At 42.1% G+C, this 22,716-nt stretch carries 20 protein-coding genes; 15 read left to right on the top strand and 5 right to left on the bottom strand.

Annotated elements, in window-relative coordinates; translation table 11 throughout:
* Position 1: 1 nt before the first annotated feature.
* The 3 genes from WHS63_RS07715 to WHS63_RS07705 all read left to right on the top strand — a co-directional run bounded on the left by WHS63_RS07715 (position 2) and on the right by WHS63_RS07705 (position 4,941).
* On the top strand, positions 2–1,777 hold the full coding sequence (locus tag WHS63_RS07715) for an NADH-dependent [FeFe] hydrogenase, group A6 (protein ID WP_445204599.1): 1,776 nt from the start codon (positions 2–4) through the stop codon (positions 1,775–1,777).
* Positions 1,778–1,790: 13 nt separating this feature from the next.
* Positions 1,791–2,279, top strand: a complete 489-nt coding sequence (gene nuoE, locus WHS63_RS07710) for an NADH-quinone oxidoreductase subunit NuoE (RefSeq protein ID WP_369490101.1) — start codon at positions 1,791–1,793, stop codon at positions 2,277–2,279.
* A gap of 160 nt (positions 2,280–2,439) precedes the next feature.
* The gene (locus tag WHS63_RS07705; RefSeq protein ID WP_445204598.1) at positions 2,440–4,941 is read left to right on the top strand and encodes a TonB-dependent receptor domain-containing protein; all 2,502 of its coding nucleotides are present in this window, start codon (positions 2,440–2,442) and stop codon (positions 4,939–4,941) included.
* 52 nt (positions 4,942–4,993) lie between these two features.
* Here WHS63_RS07705 and WHS63_RS07700 read toward each other — a convergent pair whose 3' ends face one another.
* Entirely contained in the window at positions 4,994–6,322 is a 1,329-nt protein-coding gene (locus WHS63_RS07700) for an alpha-L-fucosidase (protein ID WP_445204597.1), read from the bottom strand.
* Between the two features lie 124 nt (positions 6,323–6,446).
* On the opposite strand from WHS63_RS07700, the gene nhaD reads away from it, so the two are divergent.
* Together nhaD and WHS63_RS07690 are read left to right on the top strand one after the other, a co-directional pair.
* Complete coding sequence (gene nhaD, locus WHS63_RS07695) at positions 6,447–7,859, top strand: sodium:proton antiporter NhaD (protein WP_445204596.1); 1,413 nt, start codon at positions 6,447–6,449, stop codon at positions 7,857–7,859.
* Positions 7,860–7,969: 110 nt separating this feature from the next.
* Positions 7,970–9,094: a GNAT family N-acetyltransferase gene (locus WHS63_RS07690; protein ID WP_445204595.1), complete on the top strand. Its 1,125-nt coding sequence runs from the start codon at positions 7,970–7,972 to the stop codon at positions 9,092–9,094.
* A gap of 37 nt (positions 9,095–9,131) precedes the next feature.
* Here WHS63_RS07690 and WHS63_RS07685 read toward each other — a convergent pair whose 3' ends face one another.
* The 3 genes from WHS63_RS07685 to WHS63_RS07675 form a co-directional block, all read right to left on the bottom strand.
* Positions 9,132–11,714, bottom strand: coding sequence for a M14 family metallopeptidase (locus WHS63_RS07685; protein WP_445204594.1), 2,583 nt, complete (start codon positions 11,712–11,714; stop codon positions 9,132–9,134).
* A gap of 110 nt (positions 11,715–11,824) precedes the next feature.
* Positions 11,825–12,157, bottom strand: a complete 333-nt coding sequence (locus tag WHS63_RS07680; RefSeq protein WP_445204593.1) for an STAS domain-containing protein — start codon at positions 12,155–12,157, stop codon at positions 11,825–11,827.
* Positions 12,158–12,182: 25 nt separating this feature from the next.
* Complete coding sequence (locus WHS63_RS07675; RefSeq protein ID WP_369490108.1) at positions 12,183–12,545, bottom strand: Hpt domain-containing protein; 363 nt, start codon at positions 12,543–12,545, stop codon at positions 12,183–12,185.
* Between the two features lie 160 nt (positions 12,546–12,705).
* Between WHS63_RS07675 and gcvT the strand changes: the two genes are divergently transcribed.
* From gcvT to WHS63_RS07635, 8 genes are all read left to right on the top strand, one after another.
* Positions 12,706–13,815, top strand: a complete 1,110-nt coding sequence (gcvT, locus tag WHS63_RS07670; RefSeq protein WP_445204592.1) for a glycine cleavage system aminomethyltransferase GcvT — start codon at positions 12,706–12,708, stop codon at positions 13,813–13,815.
* A 46-nt stretch (positions 13,816–13,861) separates the two neighbouring features.
* Entirely contained in the window at positions 13,862–14,575 is a 714-nt protein-coding gene (locus WHS63_RS07665) for a 2-phosphosulfolactate phosphatase (RefSeq protein WP_445204591.1), read from the top strand.
* A gap of 131 nt (positions 14,576–14,706) precedes the next feature.
* A complete protein-coding gene (serC, locus tag WHS63_RS07660) occupies positions 14,707–15,777 on the top strand; it encodes a 3-phosphoserine/phosphohydroxythreonine transaminase (protein ID WP_445200331.1) in 1,071 nt (356 codons plus the stop codon).
* A gap of 416 nt (positions 15,778–16,193) precedes the next feature.
* The gene (locus tag WHS63_RS07655) at positions 16,194–17,117 is read left to right on the top strand and encodes a 3-phosphoglycerate dehydrogenase (protein ID WP_445203253.1); all 924 of its coding nucleotides are present in this window, start codon (positions 16,194–16,196) and stop codon (positions 17,115–17,117) included.
* 49 nt (positions 17,118–17,166) lie between these two features.
* A complete protein-coding gene (locus WHS63_RS07650; protein WP_445204590.1) occupies positions 17,167–17,514 on the top strand; it encodes a four helix bundle protein in 348 nt (115 codons plus the stop codon).
* A 31-nt stretch (positions 17,515–17,545) separates the two neighbouring features.
* Entirely contained in the window at positions 17,546–18,787 is a 1,242-nt protein-coding gene (locus WHS63_RS07645) for a DUF1015 domain-containing protein (protein WP_445204589.1), read from the top strand.
* Positions 18,788–18,929: 142 nt separating this feature from the next.
* The gene (locus WHS63_RS07640; RefSeq protein ID WP_445204588.1) at positions 18,930–19,601 is read left to right on the top strand and encodes a YggS family pyridoxal phosphate-dependent enzyme; all 672 of its coding nucleotides are present in this window, start codon (positions 18,930–18,932) and stop codon (positions 19,599–19,601) included.
* Between the two features lie 44 nt (positions 19,602–19,645).
* The gene (locus WHS63_RS07635; RefSeq protein WP_369490116.1) at positions 19,646–20,623 is read left to right on the top strand and encodes a dihydroorotate dehydrogenase-like protein; all 978 of its coding nucleotides are present in this window, start codon (positions 19,646–19,648) and stop codon (positions 20,621–20,623) included.
* Positions 20,624–20,655: 32 nt separating this feature from the next.
* Here WHS63_RS07635 and WHS63_RS07630 read toward each other — a convergent pair whose 3' ends face one another.
* The gene (locus tag WHS63_RS07630) at positions 20,656–21,162 is read right to left on the bottom strand and encodes a hypothetical protein (RefSeq protein WP_445204587.1); all 507 of its coding nucleotides are present in this window, start codon (positions 21,160–21,162) and stop codon (positions 20,656–20,658) included.
* A gap of 156 nt (positions 21,163–21,318) precedes the next feature.
* Here WHS63_RS07630 and WHS63_RS07625 point away from each other — a divergent pair, with 156 nt between their 5' ends.
* Positions 21,319–22,236 (top strand): hypothetical protein, encoded by a 918-nt coding sequence (locus WHS63_RS07625; RefSeq protein ID WP_445204586.1) that lies wholly within the window; start codon positions 21,319–21,321, stop codon positions 22,234–22,236.
* Positions 22,237–22,246: 10 nt separating this feature from the next.
* Positions 22,247–22,690, top strand: coding sequence for a hypothetical protein (locus WHS63_RS07620; protein WP_445204585.1), 444 nt, complete (start codon positions 22,247–22,249; stop codon positions 22,688–22,690).
* Positions 22,691–22,716 lie beyond the last annotated feature (26 nt).

Genomic DNA, 22,716 nt, shown 5'->3' with positions numbered 1-22,716 from the left:
AATGGAAACAGTAAAACTTACAATAGATAACAAACAGGTTGAAGTACCCAAGGGTACTACAATTTACAAGGCAGCCAGGAAGTTGGGTATTGATATTCCCGTTCTTTGCTACATGGAACTCCACGATTTGGGAGTTGAAAACAAGCCTGCCGGATGCCGTATTTGCGTGGTTGAGGTTGAAGGACGCAGAAACCTTGCTCCCAGCTGTGCAACTGAGTGCGCTGAGGGTATGGTTGTTAAAACCCATACCACCCGTGTTATTAACGCACGTCGCACTGTAATGGAGTTAATCCTTTCCGACCATCCAAAGGATTGTTTAACCTGTCCTAAGAGCGGTCGTTGCGACTTGCAGGATATGGCCATTAAACTCGGAATTCGCGAGATCCCCGGTCAGGAATACGCTGAGATGTCAACATACAAAAAGGACTTTTCTCCATCTATCATCCGTGATGTTGATAAGTGTATCATGTGCCGCCGCTGCGAGACCATGTGTAATGAGGTACAAACCGTTGGTGCACTTAGTGCTGTAAACCGTGGTTTTATGGCTGTTGTTGCACCAGCTTTTGAGCAGGATTTGGAAAAATCGCCCTGTACCTACTGTGGTCAGTGCGTGGCTGTGTGCCCCACCGGTGCATTAACCGAGGTTGACCATACCACAAAGGTTATTCGTGCTATTGCCGATCCTACAAAGACCGTACTTGTACAAACTGCACCTGCAGTTCGTGCGGCTCTAGGTGAGGAGTTTGGTATGAAGCCCGGAACCTTAGTTACTGGTAAGATGGTTGCCGCTTTACGCCAGATTGGTTTTGATTACGTTTTCGATACCGATTTTGCAGCCGACCTAACCATTATGGAGGAAGGTACCGAGCTGCTCGACAGGTTAACCCGATTCCTGAACGGTGACAAGAATGTGAAGTTACCCATTCTTACCAGCTGCTGCCCGGGTTGGGTTAACTTCTTTGAACACAACTTTACCGATATGCTCGATGTACCATCGAGCGCCAAGTCGCCACAGCAGATGTTTGGTGCAATTGCCAAATCATACTTTGCTGAGAAGTTGGGCAAAAAACGCGAAGAATTAGTGGTTGTATCGGTAATGCCCTGCTTGGCTAAGAAGTATGAGTGCCAACGCGATGAGTTTAAGGTTGATGGCAATCAGGATGTTGACTTCTCAATATCAACCCGTGAGTTAGCACACCTTATCAAGGAGTTTAATATCAACTTTGAGGAGTTGCCCGATGATGATTTTGACCGTCCGTTAGGAGAGTCAACAGGTGCTGGTGTAATATTTGGAGCAACAGGTGGTGTAATTGAGGCTGCTGTTCGTACAGCATATGAGGTTTATACTGGCAAACCACTGCCAAGGATCGATTTTACAGAACTCCGTGGTATGGAGGGTATCCGTTCAGCAACCATCGATTTCAATGGATTGCCAATAAACATTGGAATTGCCCATGGATTGGGTAACGCCCGCAAGTTACTGGAAGATGTACGCTCGGGTAAGGCAAATTACCATGCCATTGAGGTAATGGCCTGCCCCGGTGGATGTATTGGTGGTGGCGGTCAACCATTGCACCACGGTAACTCTGCCATTATCAAAGCTCGTATGGAGGCTATTTACCGTGAGGATGCTGGTAAACCAATTCGCAAATCGCATGAGAACCCCTACATAGTAAAACTATATGAGGAGTTCCTGGGCAAGCCCATGAGCGAAAAGGCACACCACCTGCTACATACTCATTATTTCAGCAAGAAAAAGGATATCTACATTAAATAGGGAGGAAACACAAATGTCACATATAAAGCTTGAGCTTAAACCCGAACAGGTAGCCAAGATTAAGGAAATATGCAAGTCGTTTAACAACGACCCGGGCGAACTGATAAATGTATTACACAAGACCCAGGAAACCTTTGGTTACCTACCCGCTGAGGTTCAGGAAGTAGTTGCTGCCGAGTTAAACATTTCGGTTGCTAAGGTGTATGGCGTTGTAACGTTCTACTCGTTCTTCACCATGATACCTAAGGGTAAGCACCCGATTAGCATTTGTACAGGTACAGCATGCTACGTTCGTGGTGCCGAAAAGGTGCTCGATGAATTCAAACGGATACTTAACGTTAAGGTGGGTGAAACCACACCCGATGGCAAGTTTTCATTAAACTGCCTGCGCTGTGTTGGTGCTTGTGGACTTGCTCCGGTAGTGCTGATTGGTGAAAAGGTGTATGGCCGTGTTTCACCCGATGGCGTAAAGGATATCATTAAGGAGTACGAAGAGCAATAAAAAGCATAATGCCTGATTTCAGGTATTAGTTTAGGTTGGTTATGTTTAGGGGTTTACATTTTTTGTAAGCCCCTAACTTTTTTTGTATTTCTTAACGCAAGTTTAATTAAACCAGTGTGTCATATCGGTGTTTAATTAATGTTGAATTTTAGGAATAACTATGATGAAAAAGATTTTACTGCTTTGGGTTATTGCAACAGTTACAGTAACCTCCATGGCTCAGGATAGAATGCAGGGCCGTAGTGGACAGAGTTTTGACATGAGCAACTTTAACGGGGTGATTACCGGAAAGGTTATCGACTCACTAGATAGAAATGGTGTGGAGTTTGCTAACATTGCGCTCTATAAACAGAAGGATTCGTCACTTGTAACCGGAACCCTTACCGATGCATCGGGTAGTTTTATGATTGAAAAGCTGATGCCCGGCCGGTACTATGTTGACGTAAAATTTATAGGCTACCAGAGCAGAAGGATAAGCGGAATTATGGTTTCGCCACGTAGCCCAAAGGTCGATTTGGGAACTTTCTCAATACTGGCAGCCAGTGAGAATATCGAAGCGGTTGTTGTTACCGGCGAAAAGAAAATGCTGCTCCATAACCTTGATAAAAAGGTTTTCAATGTTGATAAGGATATAGCGGTTGAGGGAGGAACTGCAGCCGATGTACTACAGAATATCCCATCGGTTGAGGTCGATACCGATGGTAATGTAAGTTTAAGGGGCAGCTCTAACGTCAACATTCTCATTGATGGCCGTCCATCCATGTTAAACAGCATGGAAGAATTACCTGCTCAAATGATTGATAGGGTTGAGGTTATTACTAACCCCTCGGCCAAGTACGATCCCGATGGAATAACCGGTATTATCAATATAGTGCTTAAAAAACGTAAGGAACCTGGTTATAATGGAATGGTAAGCTTAAATGCTGGAACCGGGAATAAGTATAACGCAACCGTAAACATGAATTGGCGTCAGGATAAGGTAAACGTGTTTGCCAATTATAGTTTTCGCAGGGGGCAAATGGATAGGTTTTCCATTGGCGATAGGGTAACCCTTTTTAACAATGGTGCCGACTCCTCATTCCTTTCGCAAAATTCCGAGGGACAATCGAACATGTTTTTTCACAACATACGTGGTGGTGCCGACTATTTTATTGACTCCAGGACAACCCTTTCGTTCACCGGAAACTTAAATTTTCGTTCGTTCGACATGGATAATAATGTATTATCGAATAGCTACTCTAACTTCAATAGTAACACCTTACAGAATACAAGGATTTCACTAAACTCCAACGATGGCCTTGGGCATGAGTACTCGCTCAACTTCAAGCGAACATATGATACTCCTGGTAAGGAGTGGACCGCCGATGCGTTCTTTTCGCGTAATACTAACAACAACCTAAATAATATCAACCAGCAGGAGATTTTTAATACCGTACCCACTACTGCTCTTGAACGCGCCGAAACCGACGGATGGATGAACACCTTTACTTTTCAAACCGACTATGTTTCACCATTTGGGAATGGAGGAAGGATAGAGACAGGAATAAAAGCACAAATAAGACGAAGCGATGCCGACTACGTGTATAAAATCTTCAATTCATTAGGTAGTACATGGGATTTTGACGCTAACCGCTCCAATCACTTTGTTTACAATGAGGAGATTTATTCCGCATATGGAATTTATTCAAACACCTTTGCTAACGGAAAGTTTAGTTACCAGTTAGGTTTGCGTGTTGAGGACCAACACTCAAAGTCAGACCAGAGAACAACCAATGAGGTTGCCGATGTAAATAGGTTGAACCTGTTTCCTAGTGCACATATCCGTTGGGAACCAAACCCCATCAACAGCCTTCAGCTATCATACAGCCGCAGGGTAAACAGACCAAACGTAATGGTATTAAATCCCTTTCTAAATACTTCCGATAATTTTAACTGGTCGAAGGGAAACCCCTACCTTGAGCCTGAGTTTACCAGTTCAATTGATTTAAGCCACAACCTCAACTTCCCAAAGACAAAGATTACCACATCGGTTTACTACCGCGATACCCGAAATGGCTTCTCCAGGCGAATGACTGTTATTGATACCGTGGCAACTCAGCCAACGCTCACTACCTTCATTAACCTGTCGCACTATGAGAATATTGGTGCCGAGGCAGTTGTAACACAAAACATTGCTAAATGGTGGAGAATTAACGCCAGCTATAGCTACTACTACTCTAAGCTGTTTGGCGATGTGGTTAGCGGAGCTAACGAGGGTAGTTCCTGGAACGCTAAGCTGGCTTCGTTTTTTACCATTGGAAAGAATGTTGATATTCAGTTGACCGGAAACTACCGTGCACCCTCAATTACTGTAGGCGGTTCAGGCCGAGGTTTCCATATGGCAGGTGGTGCGCAGGGTGAAACCAAGGAGATGTACTGGGTTGATTTAGGTGCACGCATCAATGTGCTAAATAAAAAAGGAACTATCACAGTTAGGGTGAGCGATATTTTCAATACCCAAAAAATGAAGTATAGCTCATGGGATACAAACTTTTACTCGTATAACGAAAGCTGGCGCGACAGCAGGGTAGTGTTTGTAGGATTCTCATACAGAATTAACAACTATAGGATGAGACCTGAGAAAAAGGTCGATTCCGATGATTCTTTTGATATGGTTGAATAGTTTATTCTGGCTTAGGTTGGATGAAGGCCGCTTGTTTTGAGCGGCTTTCCTTTTAGTTTAAACCACCTTTTCCACGGTAAAGCTTTATTGGCTCATCAAAATCAATCCTAACCACGGTCATTAAGCTGTCAGTTAGTTCCTTGGGAACATCAATGAAGATGAGCCCTGGAACCGGACTCCATGAAATTTTTCCAACAACTTTATGGAGTAGTTCATGGTTTGTTCCCAAAACTGTAGCCTTTTTTATTGGGCTGTTAATTCCTTTCAGCATGATTTGGCCATAGGTTTTGGCCGGGAGGAATAGAAATAGCGATGTTGAATCCTTTGAGAGGGTAGTAGCGCCATAGACGTGCCCCATAGGCAAACCCGGTAGTGTGCCATAAATTGCATCGGAATGTTTACCAATCCAGTTCCCAATGGTGTTAAGGGTTTTAACCTGTTCTTCCGGGATTGAGCCATCGGCTTTTGGGGTGATATCGAGCAACAGGTTTCCACCCATGCTGATAGCATCGGTAAGGATGCTTATTATTTCAAAGGGAGTTTTATAGATTGTATCGTTTACCCGGTATCCCCAGGAGCTATTCATGGTCATGCAAAGTTCCCAGTATTTCAGGTTAGGCCTTGTTACCGGAAAGTTTTGCTCTGGCGTATCGTAATCGCCATAACCCTGTAATCGGCCATTAATAATGGCATTTGGGTTATGCCTATGAATAATTTCTCTAATTTTTTCGGCTTGCCACTCCTTGGCCGAGTGCTCCCAGTCGCCATCGAACCAGATTAAATCAGGGGAGTAGAGCTGCATAAGCTCTTCAATTTGCCCGTGGCAAAAGTTTAGGTATTGTTGCCACCTTAAGGTGTCATCGACTACATTGTAACGGTTTGAGTCTCTTGTAAATCCGGGGTAATCGGGGTGTGTCCAATCAATTAATGAGAAGTAAATTCCAACCTTCAATCCTTGTTCCCGTAAAGCTTTAATAAATGGCGATAGAACATCGCGGGCTGCTGGCGATTGCCTTGCCATGGAGAGGTTGCTGAGTTTGGTATCCCACAATGCAACTCCATCGTGATGCTTAGCTGTGATAACAACGTACCTTGCTCCCGACTGCTTAACTAGCCTTGCCCATTTGGCTGGATTGTAACGTTCGGAGCTAAAAAGGTTTATTTGTGCCATATAGTCGGCATGCGATACCTGTTTGTTGTAAAAAGCCCAGGATTCAGATGTATTTCCCAACGAGTATATGCCCCAGTGTATGAAGATTCCAAATTTTGCATCGGCAAACCATTGCATACGCTCTTCGCTCCCCTGGGGGTAGCAATTAATTGTAAAAATCAAAAGGAGTGGTAAGAAAAAGTTTCTTACTGAATTTATTAATAGTTTCATATTAAAAACTTTATGTGAAACGTTACAATCTGTTAATCGATTAACAAGTAAATAAAAGTATCTATATTTTTCAATATGAAATTTCTTTTATTCATTTGCACCCAAATTTAAAAAGTATAATGCTATGTTTTTGTTAATGGTAGTTCTTTTTGTTCTAGGCTATGCAGCCATTGCACTTGAGCACAATATCAAGGTAAACAAAACGGCATCGGCACTTTTTCTTGGTGTTGCCTTATGGGTTTTACTAATACTCGATGCTGGAGGAATTTTAGGTACCGATATTGGTGGAAGGTTTGGGGAGTTTATTAACGGTCATCCCGATTTGGCATCGTTGCCAAAATGGGAGCAGTATGTTAATTATGTTGCAGATAATCAGATCATTGGGTTTTTGGGAGAGATTTCTGAGATTCTATTCTTCCTAATGGGAGCAATGACTATTGTTGAGATTGTTGACCAGCATGGCGGATTTAAAATAATAACCAATAGGATTAAGACCCGCAATAAGGTTAAGCTCTTGTGGATAATATCGTTTGTTACCTTTTTCCTCTCGGCAGTTCTGGATAATCTTACAACCTCAATTGTTATGGTGGCCTTGCTTCGCAAGCTTATTGATGGCAAGCACGATAGATGGTTGTACGCTGGAATGGTTATACTTGCTGCAAACGCAGGTGGGGCTTGGTCGCCTATTGGCGATGTAACAACCATAATGCTTTGGATAAAGGGTAATGTAACAACGGCGGGTATTGTTCCAAAGCTTTTCCTTCCTAGTTTAGTTAGCTTAATAGTCCCACTTGTAGCACTTTCATTTACACTTAAAGGCGATTTTGCCCAGAGCCTCAATTCTAGCTCAGAAAAGGTTCACTCAGTAACTCCTGCAACCCGTCGGGAGCGCCACTTAATCTTTATTCTGGGTGTTGGTGCTTTGCTGTTCACACCAGTATTTAAGGTGTTAACCCATTTGCCTCCATTCATGGGAATGCTTTTAGGTTTATCGGTTCTTTGGATATTCACGGAGGTGATGTATCACCGTAAGCATAACCTTGATGAAAAGGAGAAACGCACAGTGGCTCGTGTTATAAAGAATGTAGATGTTCCTACCATACTGTTCTTTTTGGGTATCCTTATGGCTGTTGACGCCTTACAAACAGCCGGGCATTTAACCCTGCTCTCGCAATGGCTCGATAGATCATTTACAAGTCCCTATCCACCAAACATTCTTATAGGTCTTCTTTCATCGGTTGTAGATAATGTTCCACTTGTAGCTGCTGCCATGGGCATGCATCCTGCGGTTTCGCCGGATTTGGTAAACACTGCAAGCGCAATAAGTTCAGCCTATGCGGTTGATGGTGATTTTTGGAGTCTTTTGGCTTATTGTGCTGGTACTGGTGGTAGTATTCTAATTATAGGTTCTGCTGCTGGTGTGGCTGTAATGGGACTTGAAAAAATCGATTTTATGTGGTATTTGAAACACATCAGCTTACTAGCATTACTTGGGTACTTTGCTGGAATACTTACATATTTTTTGATGTTTGGGTAATACTACGGATTGACTAAGCAAAGTCCGTAGTGAGAAATTTCACTGCGGATTTTTTTGTTTATCACTCAAATAATATTTAAAGTTGTGGGTTGTATCATAAAATTACTTAAATGAGCATTCAAATAGTCAAGGTAGAGAACAAAAAGGATCTCCGAAAATTCATTCACTTACCTGCAATAATCCATAATGGGCATAAGAATTGGGTACCTCCCATTTACTCCGATGAGTGGGATTTTTACAATCCCAGGAAAAACAGAGCCATGTCGTATTCCGATACCGTGCTATACCTCGCTTTAAATGATGGTAGGCCTGTTGGACGAATAATGGGGATAATTAACAGGCGCTATAACCAAATCCATAACGAAAAAACAGCCCGCTTTTTCAATCTGGAAACATTTCAGGATTACGATGTTGCGCAGGCACTTTTGGGAGAGGTTGAGAAGTGGGCAAAGGAAAAAGGTATGGATAGGTTAATTGGTCCCATGGGTTTTTCCGATAAAGACCCTCAGGGTTTACTAGTTGAGGGTTTCCATGAACCAATTGTTCTGGCATCAAACTGTAACTACCCCTACCTTGTTGAATTTGTTTACCGATATGGGTTTGAGAAGGACATTGATTTGGTGGTATACAAGGTTCCTGTTCCCCATGAACTACCCGACTTTTACCTTCGCATACTTCAACGGGTTAAATCCCGAGCCAACGGCTTTAGAATGCTTATCTTTTCCAAAAGAAGCGATATCAAACCATTCATTAAACCCGTTCTTTCACTGGTTAACGAAACCTTTGTTGATATCTATGGTTTTAACCCCATGGATTCCGATGAAATGGAGGAGCTTGCTGCAAAATACCTTTCATTTATCGATCCACGCTTTTTGAAGGTTATAGTTAATGCCGACAATCAACCTTTGGCTTTCATACTTGGTATTCCCGATATATGTCCCGGTATTCAAAGGAGTAAGGGATACCTTTTTCCATTAGGGTTTATTCATATCCTAAGAGCAATGCGAACCTCAAAAACGCTAAGTCTTTTGCTTGGCGCCATTCATCCGCAGTATAGGAATTTAGGATTTGATACCTGGATGGGGGCAGAAATGCTCCACGAGGCTCAGAAAGCAGGTATGACTATTATTGATAGCCACCTTGAGCTTGAAACAAACCGTAAGATGCGTGCCGAAATGGAAAAAATGGGCGGTATTGTTTACAAACGCTATAGGATTTTCCAGAAAAAACTATAAAAAACAAGGGGTTGCATTTTGCAACCCCTTGGCTATTTTACAAGATTGTGTTGAAAAGAATTTTATAGTTTGATGGAACCGATGCCCTGAATATTGGGCTAAAACCAAGCAAAATTACTTGTCCTTTCCCTTTCCTGAGCCATATTGCTGCGGACATGCCATCCATTAACTCCTCGCCTTTAAGGTAACCGCTTAGGAGTTTACTCTTCCCTTCAAAGTATCCAATTACTCTTCGATCCATGTCGAGCGAAGGAACTTGGGTTTCAAACAAGTAACTATCGCGTATGAAAATTCCCAACTCGTCAGCAAGACCAAAAGTGAATGGGTAAACAGGTTTTAACTTTAATCTGACTAAAGAGCCGGGACAGGAAAAGCCTTGCTTTTGAACCTCCTTTGCGTTATTCTTAAAGGGTAACATAAACTCCTCGGAAACATTACCCTGTTTGAGGGATAACGTTCCCTCAAACAGTTCAGTTGCCTGCTCCCAAGCTAAAACGGTTCCTCCATTTTGAATGAATTCGGTTAAGGCTTCAATCCCTTTCTGTCCCATTCCCTTGGTATAAATTTCGGGGTAAACCGAAGGAACAACCTGCCCATTCCTTTTGTATTTGCCATCCTTGAGCAGGGTTGCGTTGGTGTTTGGAATAATAATCAGGTCGAATTTCGACAGTAGGTTGCCCTCAGCAACCTGCGAAGGATTTATAACAGTGTATGGAATTTCGTAAGTGTCGAGGATAAACTTAGTCCAACCTGCATCCATGCTTTGAATCTGCGATTCAAGTAAACCTATCCGACGTATCTTGCTGATGCTGGTATTGTTGGGTTTGACATCTGAAGTCATTATACTAAAATTCGCATCGTTAAGTATTTGTCTGGTTTTTTCATTCAGGGAAATGCAGAAACTTCCTGCTGGTAATTCAATGCCACCGAGCACAGTATGTTCGTTAGTTCGCTCCACCTGAACGCCACTCTTTAGGCATTTAACTGCCAATTTGTAGGACTGGTTTACTGTTGAAGGAAGCAAAGCAAAGCCTTTTTCGGGTAACGTTTTTTGGTTTAGCGTGAAGCTTGATTGTATGGGTTCAATAATGCTGTTGTCAATAGCGTTGTTATTTATGGTAAAACAGGTTAAACCCTTATGCAATGGTAACGACCAACTGGTAATATCGTATGGTTCCAACACTTTTCCGCCCTTCTCTAACCGCCGTTCAGGGAACTCCTGGGGTTCCATCACCTCTTTGATAAACATCCGGAAGGGCTGTGCAAGTGGAACTACAATATCGCCAGATAGGAAATTTTGATTCTGTATAGTGATATTTTGCTTTAACCGGTAAACATTTACGCCGTGCTCTTTGAGCAAGTTTACTAACGAAACAAGCTCGCTTGGATCCTGCTGATTGGCTGGAAGTATATAATGGTAGGGAGCGATTGTTTTGCCCAGACTTACCTGTTTTTTGCAGATATCGTTTCGGAACATTAGAATTCGTTCCTTGTACTTGCTGGCAGTTTGTAGCATTGAGATGGTTGACTCAACTTCAAGCGCAACAATGTCCGATAAATGCCACCAGCCGCCAGGCCATGGTAAAAGCATGTTTACACCTTTTTTATACTCAGCCAACCCTTTCGAGGTGCCGGTTAACTCAGTTGGTTCAATGTATACGGGAGTGGCAACTTTGGCACTGGCTGCCTCGGTTAACATGCTTATTACATTTTTCCACAAACAGGTTTCAGTTGAGCCAGGCCAGTAGTTGTCAAAAAGATTTTGTTGGCTAACGCCCTGCAAACCCTTGGAGGTAAGGTCGTTTAGCATGTTTTGCCCAAAAAGGTTCGACCAAGCGTAAAGTTCTGCATCAACATTTTGGGCAATTGGGTCGTGGTAGGGCGGTACAAAGTACCGGGGACCCGTTAGTCCCATCTGGTGCTTCTCAACCATAACTTGAGGAAACCATTCCTGACTGGTTAGCCTGGATATGGCTTTTGTTTCTGGCTGAGTTAGGGTAATAAAATCGCGGTTGTTGTCGTGTCCAACATACTTTTGGTAAAGAAATGGCATTGGGCCACCCTCGTATTTTGATCCTTTGAATTGGTTATAGTAATCAACAACCATGTCCATCCCGTCGGGGTTGTGGCAAACAACTGCCATGTAAACAACTTTATTAAGAACATTGCTAAACGCGTTGTCGGTTATCAACCTGTAAATTATTGTTGGAAGAGCCTGGGTTGGTCCAACCTCAGTGGAATGCATGGAGAGGGTAGCCATCACAAAAACCCTGCCTTCATCTACCATTTGTTCCCTTTCAGCATTGTTTAGGGAATAGTTAATGGCTAACTGTTTGTTAATCTCCTTAAGCCTATCAAGGTTAGCGATATTCTCTTTACTGCTTACAAATACCGCATAAAGAGTTTTTCCCATAGCTGTTTGACCAATTGGTGTTAGCTTAACCATTGGGCTTTGGGTTTCAACCTTTCTAAGGTAATCAACAACTTGATCGTACTTGAAAAGCATACGATCGGCTCCGGGCGTGAAACCGAAATGCTCTTCCGGCGATGTTATTACCTGTGCATGTGAAAACAATATCCCAATAGTAAAGGATAAAAGCAATGTGATTGCACGTTTCATACTATTTTGATTTAGGTTGGTTACTTCCCTTTGACTATTTGGTTTTCAAATGGTTTACAAGTAAAAAAGCCACGAGTTTTATCGTGGCTTTTAAAGTATGATGCTTGCGATTAAAAACTCTTAATACAATCGTCAACGCTTTCCCTAATATCGAATACTGTTTGAAGTTGTAACAGCTTGATGAGTTCCATTACTTCAGGGCTGATGTTGCATAGCTTTAAGGTGGCGTTTGAATTTTTACAATGACGGAGTATTGATAGCAACATGCCAAAACCTGTGCTATCGATATAGCTAACACCGCTTAGGTTTAATGCTACCTTTGCATTTGGAGTAATCACTTTTATAACTTCAGTTTTAATCTTTTGTGTAACGGTTACATTCAGCTTGCTATTTTCGCTGAACGAGATCACCATTACATCGTTAATTTTTTCAACATCAATCATATATGTAAGTTTTTAAAGTTTATACTTATAACGATTCAAGAATATGTTGTAGTTCAACAGAAGCCTCGCCTGATATTTTTTTAAACCTTTCCACGTAAACCTTTACAGTGTCATCGTTGGGTTTGCTGGTGCAAATGTTTTCAAGTTTTTTCATATCGGAAGTAAGCTCATCAATTCCCATCATGGCTACCGAGTTCTTAATTTTATGGGCTAGTTTTGCCAGGGTGCAGTAATCCTGATTTTTAAGGTAGATTTCCATTTGCTCAGAGAAGGTAGGTACCTGGGTAATGAAAAGGTTAATCAAATCGCGCATCAAATCGGTACTCCCTTCCGAAATCTCTTTCAGAAAATCGAGGTTTACATGGTGGGTTGCCTGATCGGTAGCCATCTTTTAAAAAGATTGAGAATACTACTACTTTCAAATTTACTAAAAAAATATGATATGTTGAAAAACATAAGCATAAAAGTTTACATCGAAATCGGTTTAAATAACAAGAAACAAATAAAAATCATAGATTTGCGGTACTGTAAATAAATACATAAAACCAATGAAAAATACACCATTTACAAAGTACCATATAGAGCTTGGAGCCCGTATGGCACCATTTGCAGGCTATAATATGCCCATCGAGTATTCTGGTATTAACGACGAGCACATAACTGTTCGTGAGAAAGTTGGTGTTTTTGATGTTTCGCACATGGGCGAAATTTGGGTTAAAGGCCCTAAAGCGCTTGATTTTCTTCAAACCGTTACCAGTAACGATGTTTCAGCATTATTCGACGGTAAAGTTCAGTATAGCTGTTTCCCGAATGACAAGGGCGGAATAGTTGACGACCTTTTAGTTTACAGGGTTAATGCTGAAACCTACCTTTTAGTGGTGAATGCTGCTAATATTGAAAAGGACTGGAACTGGCTTTGCGAACAGGGTAAAAAGTTTGGTTTAACTCCCGGTAAGGAGCTATATAATGCTTCCGACGAATTTGCGCAGCTTGCCATTCAGGGGCCTTTAGCCTTAAAGGCCATGCAAAAGTTAACTACAGAGAATGTGGTTGATATGGAATACTACACCTTTAAGAAAATCCCATTTGCAGGGATTAAGGAGGTAATATTCTCTACTACAGGTTACACCGGCGCTGGTGGATGCGAAATATACTGCGCCAACGAGGATGCCGATAAGCTATGGAAGGCAGTTTTTGAGGCAGGCGCTGAGTATGGCATTAAGCCAATTGGATTAGGCGCCCGCGATACGCTCCGTCTGGAAGCCGGTTTCTGCTTGTATGGAAACGATATTAACGATTCTACTTCGGCCATTGAGGCAGGCTTAGGCTGGATAACCAAGTTTGTCCCCGACAAGAACTTCATTAGCCGCGATGTATGGGAAAAGCATAAAAACGAAGGAACCGATCGCCGCCTGAAGGGCTTTGTGATGATTGATCGCGGAATACCTCGCCAGCACTACTTGATTTACGATGCTCAAGGTAACGAAATTGGCGAGGTTACCTCAGGAACCATGTCGCCTATGAGTAAGCAGGGTATTGGCATGGGGTATATCAAGAAAGGCCACTGGAACGATGGCAATGAGATTTATATTGGTATCCGCGATAAGAAATTAAAGGCTAAAATTGTTAAGCCTCCCTTTCACTTAGCAAAAGTATAAACCGAAAAAGGGGGCACAGCCCCCTTTTTTTAAATCAAACTATACCATGCCAAGGATTGAAGTTGCATTTTCGCCTACCATCTTTCAGCACTTTGATAAAGACGGTAAAATAGTTGTGGTGGTTGATATCCTAAGGGCAACCTCAGTAATTTGCACCATGTTTCACAATGGGGTTAAGGAGATAATTCCTGTGCGAAGCATTGAGGAGGCTCATGAATATAAACGCAATGGCTATCTTGTGGTTGCTGAACGCAATGGCCAAAAGCTCGACTTTGCCGATTTTGGAAACTCTCCATTTTACTTTACCCCTGAAACTGTTAACGGGAAAACTATTGTATATAGCACAACCAACGGCACAAATGCAATAACTTTAGGACGTGATGCCCAGGAGGTGGTTATAGCCTCTTTTTTAAATATCTCTGCCGTTGAAAGTTATCTTAACGCCCGCTCAAGCGATATACTTATCATGTGTGCCGGTTGGAAAGGCAAGTTCTGTCTTGAGGATGCCATTTTTGCAGGAGCATTGGCACAAAGGCTTTTAACCACTGGCCGTTTCGAGACCATATGCGATTCAACCAACGCTGCTATGGATCTTTGGAATGTGGCTAAAGTAGATTTAACCAGCTACGTTGAAAAAGTTGCTCAGCGACATCGCCTTAAAAAGTTAGGCTTGGACGATGTTATTGGTTACTGCTTTACCTCCGATGTTACCGATACAATTCCAGTTCTCAAAGAGGATAAGTTAGTGCCTTTAATTTAGCATTGCAAACGATTGTTAAAAAACAGTTCAAACTTCCTGTTTGATAACATTTATTTAGGAAATTTGAAAAAAATCTTTGAAATTTGACCTATTCTTGCAATAACAGTTGAAAACTTAAACCATTTAACGCCATGAAAAAACATAATTTCAATGCAGGTCCCTGTATCCTGCCCGAAGTAGCACTTGAAAACACTGCCAAAGCAGTTCTCGACCTCGATGGTATTGGCATGTCAATCCTGACCATCTCGCACCGTTCAAAGGAGTTTGAGGCAATTATGGAGGAAACCAAAGCACTCTGGCGTGAATTGCTTCACATTCCAGAAAACTACCATATTCTCTTCCTGGGAGGCGGTGCAAGCTTGCAGTTCTGCATGGTTCCATACAACTTACTCCAAAGCAAAGCTGCTTACCTTGATACCGGGGTATGGGCTAACAAGGCTCTGAAAGAGGCCAAGCTTTTTGGTGAGGTTGTTACCGTTGCTTCCTCATCCGATAAGAATTACACCTATATTCCAAAAGGGTTTACCATTCCAACCGATGTGGATTACTTCCACATTACCACCAACAACACCATATACGGAACTGAGATTAAGCATGATATGGATTCGCCGGTAACCCTGGTTGCCGATATGAGTTCCGATATCATGAGCCGTCCGGTTGATGTTAAAAAGTATGGGTTGATTTACGGTGGCGCTCAAAAGAATGTAGGCCCTGCCGGCGTTACCTTTGTTATTATCCGTGAGGATATCCTGGGCAAAGTTGAGCGCAAGATTCCTACAATGCTCGACTACCGCACCCATATTAAGGAAGGTTCAATGTTTAACACACCTCCTTGCGGTGCAATATACACCATGCGCGAAACCCTTAAATGGCTTAAGGGAATTGGAGGCGTTGAAAAAATCAACGAGCTAAACAAGAAGAAGGCTCAACTACTCTACGATGCTATTGACAATAGCAAAATGTTTGTTGGAACTGCCGAAAAGGATTCGCGTTCTATCATGAACATTTGCTTTGTTATGAAACCTGAGTATAAGGATAAAGAGGATGCTTTCATGGACTTTGCAAAGAAGGCTGGAATGGTTGGTATTAAAGGTCACCGCTCTGTGGGCGGCTTCCGCGCTTCAACCTACAACGCTTTGCCCATTGAAAGTGTTCAGGCTCTGGTTGACTGCATGAAGGAATTTGAGAAGCAAAATGCCTAATTAAATTCAGATGGGTTGAATGGGTTCATTCCTGTTCAGCCCATTTTTTTTAGAGTTAAGGTTTCATCATTTTCTCTATTTAAGTATTTTTCAAATTAATAAGCCATTTTCCATGAGCCTTCGTCAAACTTTGCTGGAAGGAATTGTGAAAAATGGATTTTGGAGCAAAAGGTACCCAGGTATCTATAGGGCTCTATCGCAAAATGCTAGGATATTTCGGTTTTTATCGATGGGTTTTGGTTGGATAGGTATAGCTCTGTGTATAACTTATTAAGAAGAAAGCAAAATGCTTGATTCATTTATAAAGTCGACGCGAAACCGAAGTAACCTAAAGAATTAAGGAGATTCATGAGTTTGATATCCTAATTCTGATTTCTGACCAATGAACCAATAAAGTAACTCAAAACTTAAAATCTATGACAAAAGTACTAGTGGCCACTGAGAAACCTTTTGCAAAGGTTGCTGTGGAAGGAATACGAAAAATTGTTGAGGATGCCGGGTTTGAATTGGTTTTGCTTGAAAAGTACACCGATCCTAACGATTTGGTTAAGGCTGTAGCCGATGTTGATGCACTTATCGTGCGCAGCGATAAGGTTACCAAGGAAGTTGTTGATGCAGGTAAGAACCTGAAGATAGTGGTTCGAGCCGGTGCCGGTTACGACAACCTCGATTTACCTGCTTGCACTGCTAAGGGAGTTGTGGCAATGAATACTCCTGGTCAAAACTCAAATGCAGTTGCTGAGCTGGCTATTGGCATGATGATCTATATGGCCCGTAACCTCTTCCAGCCCGGAACAGGCACTGAGATTGCTGGTAAAAAATTAGGTATTCACGCCTATGGCAACGTGGGCAAACTGGTTGCCAAGTACGGAAAGGGATTTGGTATGGAGGTTTATGCCTTTGATCCTTTTGTTGATAAGGCAGTAATGGAAAAAGACGGTATTAAGGTGGTTGATAGCATCGAGATGCTTTACTCCTCGTGCGACTACGTTTCGCTGCATATTCCGGCCAACGATAAAACAAAAAAATCAATTGGTTACGACTTACTGAGCAAAATGCCCAAGGGTGCAACCCTTGTTAATACTGCCCGTAAGGAGGTGATAGACGAGGAGGGCCTTAAAAAGGTTCTTGCCGAGCGCACCGATTTAAAGTATGCCACTGATATTATGGCTGACTGCCATGCTGAGCTGGTTGAGAAGTTCCCGGGCAGGGTATTTGCCACACCCAAGAAGATGGGTGCTGAAACCGCCGAGGCAAACATTAACGCAGGCTTAGCTGCTGCCCGTCAAATTGTGGCATTCATCAAGAATGGCGATAAAACTTTTCAGGTAAATAAGTAGTTGGTACGTTAGGCGTTAAACGTTAAACGTTATCCGAATTAATTAAGGGATGGACCATAAGGAATTAGATGCTTGGAAAGTTGCCGTTGATTTATCAGTTGAGATATATTCCTTAACTCAGAGTTTTCCAAAAGAGGAAATTTTTGGGTTGGTCCAACAGATAAGACGTTCAGCTATCTCGATCCCATCTAATATCGCTGAGGGATGCGCTAGGGGTAGTTCAAAGGAAACCATACATTTCCTTTATGTCTCTCTTGGCTCATTGGCTGAATTGGAAACGCAAATAATAATTGCTTCAAAATTGGGCTTTGTTAATGGAATCGATGAACTTTTAAAAAAGATGAACAAATTAAAGCAAGTTATTTTAGGATTAATTCGATATTTGAAAACCGTTTAACGTCTCACGTTTAACATTTAACGTTTAAATTATGGTAAAAATTAAAGCATTTAAGGGTATTCGTCCACCAAGGGAGATTGCAAAGGAGGTGGCTGCACGTCCGTACGACGTGCTTAACTCACAGGAAGCAAAAGCTGAAGCAGGGGAAAAATCGTTGTTGCATATCACTAAACCCGAAATCGATTTTGATCCTATAATCGATGAGCACACCCAACAGGCTTACGATAAGGCGGTGGAGAACTTCCGCAAATGGAAGGAACGTGGCTGGTTGGTTCAGGACACCAAGGATATGTACTACGTGTATGCCCAAACCATGGATGGTAGAACTCAGTATGGCCTGGTAGCTGCCTGCCATTTTGAGGATTACATGGAGGGACGTATCAAAAAGCACGAGTTAACTCGTCCAGACAAGGAAGAGGATAGAATGATTCACATCCGCATCCAAAATGCCAACATTGAGCCCGTTTTCTTTGCTTACCCCGCTCACAAGGAGATGGACGAGATTGTAACAAACGTTGTGAAAAGCAAAAAACCGGAATACGATTTTGTTGCCGACGATGGTTTTGGCCACCATTTCTGGGTAATTGACGATGAGGCAACCATTAAGCGTATCACCGAGATCTTTGCTTCAATCCCTGCCCTTTACGTTGCCGATGGTCACCATCGTACTGCTGCTGCTGCTCGTGTGGGACTTGAGAAAAAGAATGCCAATCCTAACCACCGTGGCGATGAGGAGTATAATTACTTCCTTGCCGTAATATTCCCCGATAATCAGCTTAAGATTATTGACTATAACCGCGTAGTTAAGGATTTGAATGGTCTTACTCCAGAACAGTTCCTTCAAAAACTTAACGAAGGTTTTGTGGTTGAGGAAAAAGGCTCAGAGATTTACAAGCCGCAGCAACTACACAATTTCAGCATGTACCTGGAAGGTAAGTGGTACTCTCTAACCGCTAAACCTGGCACCTACAACGATAACGATCCCATTGGCGTTCTGGATGTTACCATCCTGTCGAACCTTGTGCTTGATCCTATCCTCGATATCAAGGATCTAAGAACCTCAAAGCGTATCGATTTTGTTGGAGGCATCCGTGGTTTAGGTGAGCTTAAAAAGAGGGTGGATAGCGGTGAGATGAAAGTGGCTTTTGCACTTTACCCTGTTTCCATGAAGCAACTTATTGATATTGCCGACACAGGTAATATCATGCCTCCCAAAACCACCTGGTTTGAGCCTAAGCTTCGCAGCGGGTTGGTAATCCACGCTTTGGAATAATATAAAAATGAAATTTTTAAAAGACTCAGCATTTGCTGAGTCTTTTTTTATCGCCATAGTTCAACAATCGTTTTCAAAATGGTGTAGCCTGTAGTGGAGCTAAGCCAAAAGTGTTTATTTTTGCATTAAACACATTGTTATCATGAGCATTCCTGAGCAACTAGAAAAAATCAAGACTGAATTACCACAGCATGTTAAGCTGATTGCTGTAAGTAAAACTCACCCCGTGAGTGTGATTATGGAGGCGTATAATGCCGGGCATAAAATTTTTGGCGAAAACAGGGTGCAGGAACTTATTTCAAAGTATGATGAAATGCCAAAAGATATTGAGTGGCATTTAATCGGGCACCTACAAACCAATAAGGTAAAATACATTGCTCCCTTTGTGTCGCTTATTCATTCAGTCGATAGCTTAAAGTTGCTCTCTGTAATTGATAAGGAAGCGCAAAAGTGCAATAGGGTTATTGACTGCTTGTTACAGGTTTACATTGCATCGGAAGAGACAAAGTTCGGCCTATCGGCCGATGAACTCCATGAACTACTTCAAAACCCGGAGTTTGAGCAGTTACAAAATGTTAGGGTATGCGGCCTTATGGGAATGGCAACATTTACTGACAATATGGAACAGGTTCGATTGGAGTTTAGGTTTCTTAAGAAGCTATTCAACGAGGTTAAACAAACCTACTTCCAGAATCAATCCTGGTTTAAAGAGCTATCCATGGGTATGTCCAGCGATTACCGCATTGCAATAGAGGAGGGCAGCACCATGGTACGGATAGGAAGTAATATTTTTGGACACCGAAGCTATACCTAAACTAAATTTTTGTAAATTTCAATCGTATTCAAAAACCTTTAACCATGGCTAAACTAGAAACATCCTACTTGGGGCTATCGCTACGTTCACCGTTAATTGTCAGTAGTTCCGGGTTAAACTCATCGGTCGATCGCATTAAAAAATACCAAGAATTTGGTGCTGGTGCTATAGTGCTTAAGTCGTTATTTGAGGAGCAAATCCTCCATGAGGTAAATCACCTGGAAAAGTATTCCGATTATACCGAAGCAACCGATTACCTGAAGCACTACGTATCGGCCAACAATGTTCAGGAGTATATAAACCTAATCAAAAATGCAAAGCAATCGGTTGATATCCCAGTAATTGCTAGCATAAACTGCCTGAGCGATAACCAATGGCTATCGTTTGCCTCACGTATTCAGGAGGCTGGAGCCGATGCGCTTGAAGTAAATATTTACTACTTGCCGCTCGACCCTAAGCGTAAGGCTGAGGAGTATGAGCAGGTTTACAATAGCATTGCAGAGAAGTTGCAAAAGGTTATAACTATCCCTGTTGCATATAAGTTAGGATCGCACTTTACCAATCCCTTAAATGTGGTTGAGCACCTTCGCTACCGGGGAGCCAAAGGGGTTGTACTTTTTAACCGGTTCTTTGAGCCCGATATCGACATTCATGCAATGAAGGTAGTGCCCGCCGACATTTTCAGCAATCCATCGGATTTGCGATATACCCTAAGGTGGGTAGCCATAGCCAGCCATTTGATTCCTGAAATTGACATATCGGCTTCAACAGGTGTTCACGATGGCGAGGCCTTGGTAAAGATGTTACTTGCAGGCGCCAAGTCGGTTCAAGTTTGCTCTGCTATTTATCGAAACGGGCCTAAGCATATAGAAGTTATGCTCAATACCCTTACAGAATGGATGAACCAGAAAGGCTTTAAAACGATATCCGATTTCCGTGGTAAGCTTAATGTTGGCTCCATTGCCGACCCAACTCAGTACGAGCGAAGCCAGTTTATGAAGTATTTTTCAAACTACGAATAAAAATGAAAGAACCGCCAACTGGCGGTTCTTTTTTATAGTTCATCCAGTAATTTCACCAGTTCTTCAATTAGGGGTTTAGTTTCAGCATTATCCCCTTTGACGGATTTGATTTTGGCTTTCAATTCGTTAAGTTGCTCTCCGCTCAAATTCTCGGTCATGTTCTCAATCACGGTAAAAGCCTCGAGGCAAGCCTGGTAATTGCCGTGCTCCATTATGTCGATAAAAGTATCGATGTAAGGAGTAAAGTCCAGGCGGCTTTGCCAGCAAACCGAAACCAACAGGTGAATATCTTTCGACCTCTTGTTTTGCCTTATTGCCTCAACTATTGTATCAATACTCGACTTGTTTTTTAGGTCAACCAGGAAGTTTACAACCTCGTTCTTCAACTTTTCCGAACGCGTGCTGAAAAGCAAGCTGAGTATTGTTGGAAGCATATAGTCCTCACCGGTTTCCCTCAATTCAGTAAGCAAACCAATAATTGCCTCGTCGGAACTCGCTTCAATAGTCTTTTGGAACTGTTCTGCCTTGTTGGGCTGCATAGGGTTTAAAATTTTTTACAAAGGTATTGCTTTTGGTTTTACTTTGGTTTTAAAATTATTTGTTTACCTAAAAAATTGAGACTGGATATTGATTTTGATAAAATTATAGTATATTTACTTGTCGATTGTTGAAAATTTAAACCCAAAGGTTCCATTATGCATAAAGGATCGAAAAGAATACTTCTCCTATCGGCTATGGCTGCTATGGCCGTGCTTGCCATTTCGTGTAAATGCAATAGGGAATCGGAGCAGATGCTCCAGGTATCCGAAGAGCAGGGTGACGCCGATAGCGCTTTGGTTAGCAGTATTGAATCGGTTAAACAGATTTTTTACTCGTTGCCATCGCCGCTGGAAACTGCAATGATACTTAAGCGCTCAGGGGCAACATACAATGAGGAGTTGCTTAATCCTATTGAGAACGCATCAAAATACAATACTACCAAGAGCATGGCGCTTAACCTGGGCATTTATAGCACCGATTTGAGCTATGCAAGCCTTTTTGACCAAACCCAGGCCACCATTAAGTATATGACTGTTTCAAAGAAAATGGCAGAGGGTTTAGGTATTTTGAATGCAATTGACAATTCCGTAATTGAGAAGCTGGAGGAGAATATCAATAACCGCGATGTTATCCTAGAGACAATTTCGGAAACATTCCTCAACACCAACTCCATCCTGGAGGAGGACGATAGGGTAGCTGTAGGTTCTATTATTCTTGTTGGTGGATGGATTGAGGGCCTTTACATTGCCACCTCGCTGGTTGAGGATATCAACAAGGTTGATAACGAAATGGTCGATCGCATTATCGATCAGAAGCTATCGCTACAAACCGTTCTTAAACTTCTGGAGCAAAGCAATAGTAATGCCGATGTTAGGGAGTTGTATTCCGATATGCTTGAGCTTGAAAAGGTATACAACGATGTAAAAATCACAGTATCGGATGTAAAAGTTATACAGGATGGAAAATCGAAGGTTGCTACACTGAAATCCAAGAATGTTACAACCGTAAGCCCTGAAGCTTTTAAAAAGCTTAAAACAAAAGTGATTGAATTGCGTAAAAAATACACAGCATAAAATGGTTCGTATGAGATCATCGATTTATATACTTGTTTCGGCAGTTGTTCTATTTCTTGCACTCCCTTCGTCGTCCAATGCTCAGTGTAAGAACTTTGCCAAAAAGATATGTAGGCTTGAACTTTCGCCCTATGTTCACGATGGTAACTACAATGCAGCAATACTAACCGAGGGTGAAGATGCTGAACTTTTCAAGACCTTCTATGCTGGTCAGCAGTATCGCATATCCGTTTGCGGCTCTGAAACTCTTAGTAAGATTGAGTTTATGGTAATGGATGTTGACCGTAAGGTGTTATACACAAATGCCAAAAACAATTTTGCCACCACATGGGATTTTAAGGTAGAAAACACCCAACAGCTCATAATTCTTGTTAAGGTGCCGGTTACATCAGGTAAAAATGAGGAGTTGAAGAGTGGGTGTGTGGCTATTATGTTTGGTCTTAAAACTGACTAATCAATTACTTACATAAATAGTAAAAG

The sequence above is a fragment of the Tenuifilum sp. genome, from assembly GCF_037481895.1.
GTDB classification, from domain to species: domain Bacteria; phylum Bacteroidota; class Bacteroidia; order Bacteroidales; family Tenuifilaceae; genus Tenuifilum; species Tenuifilum osseticum.
This window is presented reverse-complemented; position numbering and strand designations above follow the sequence as displayed.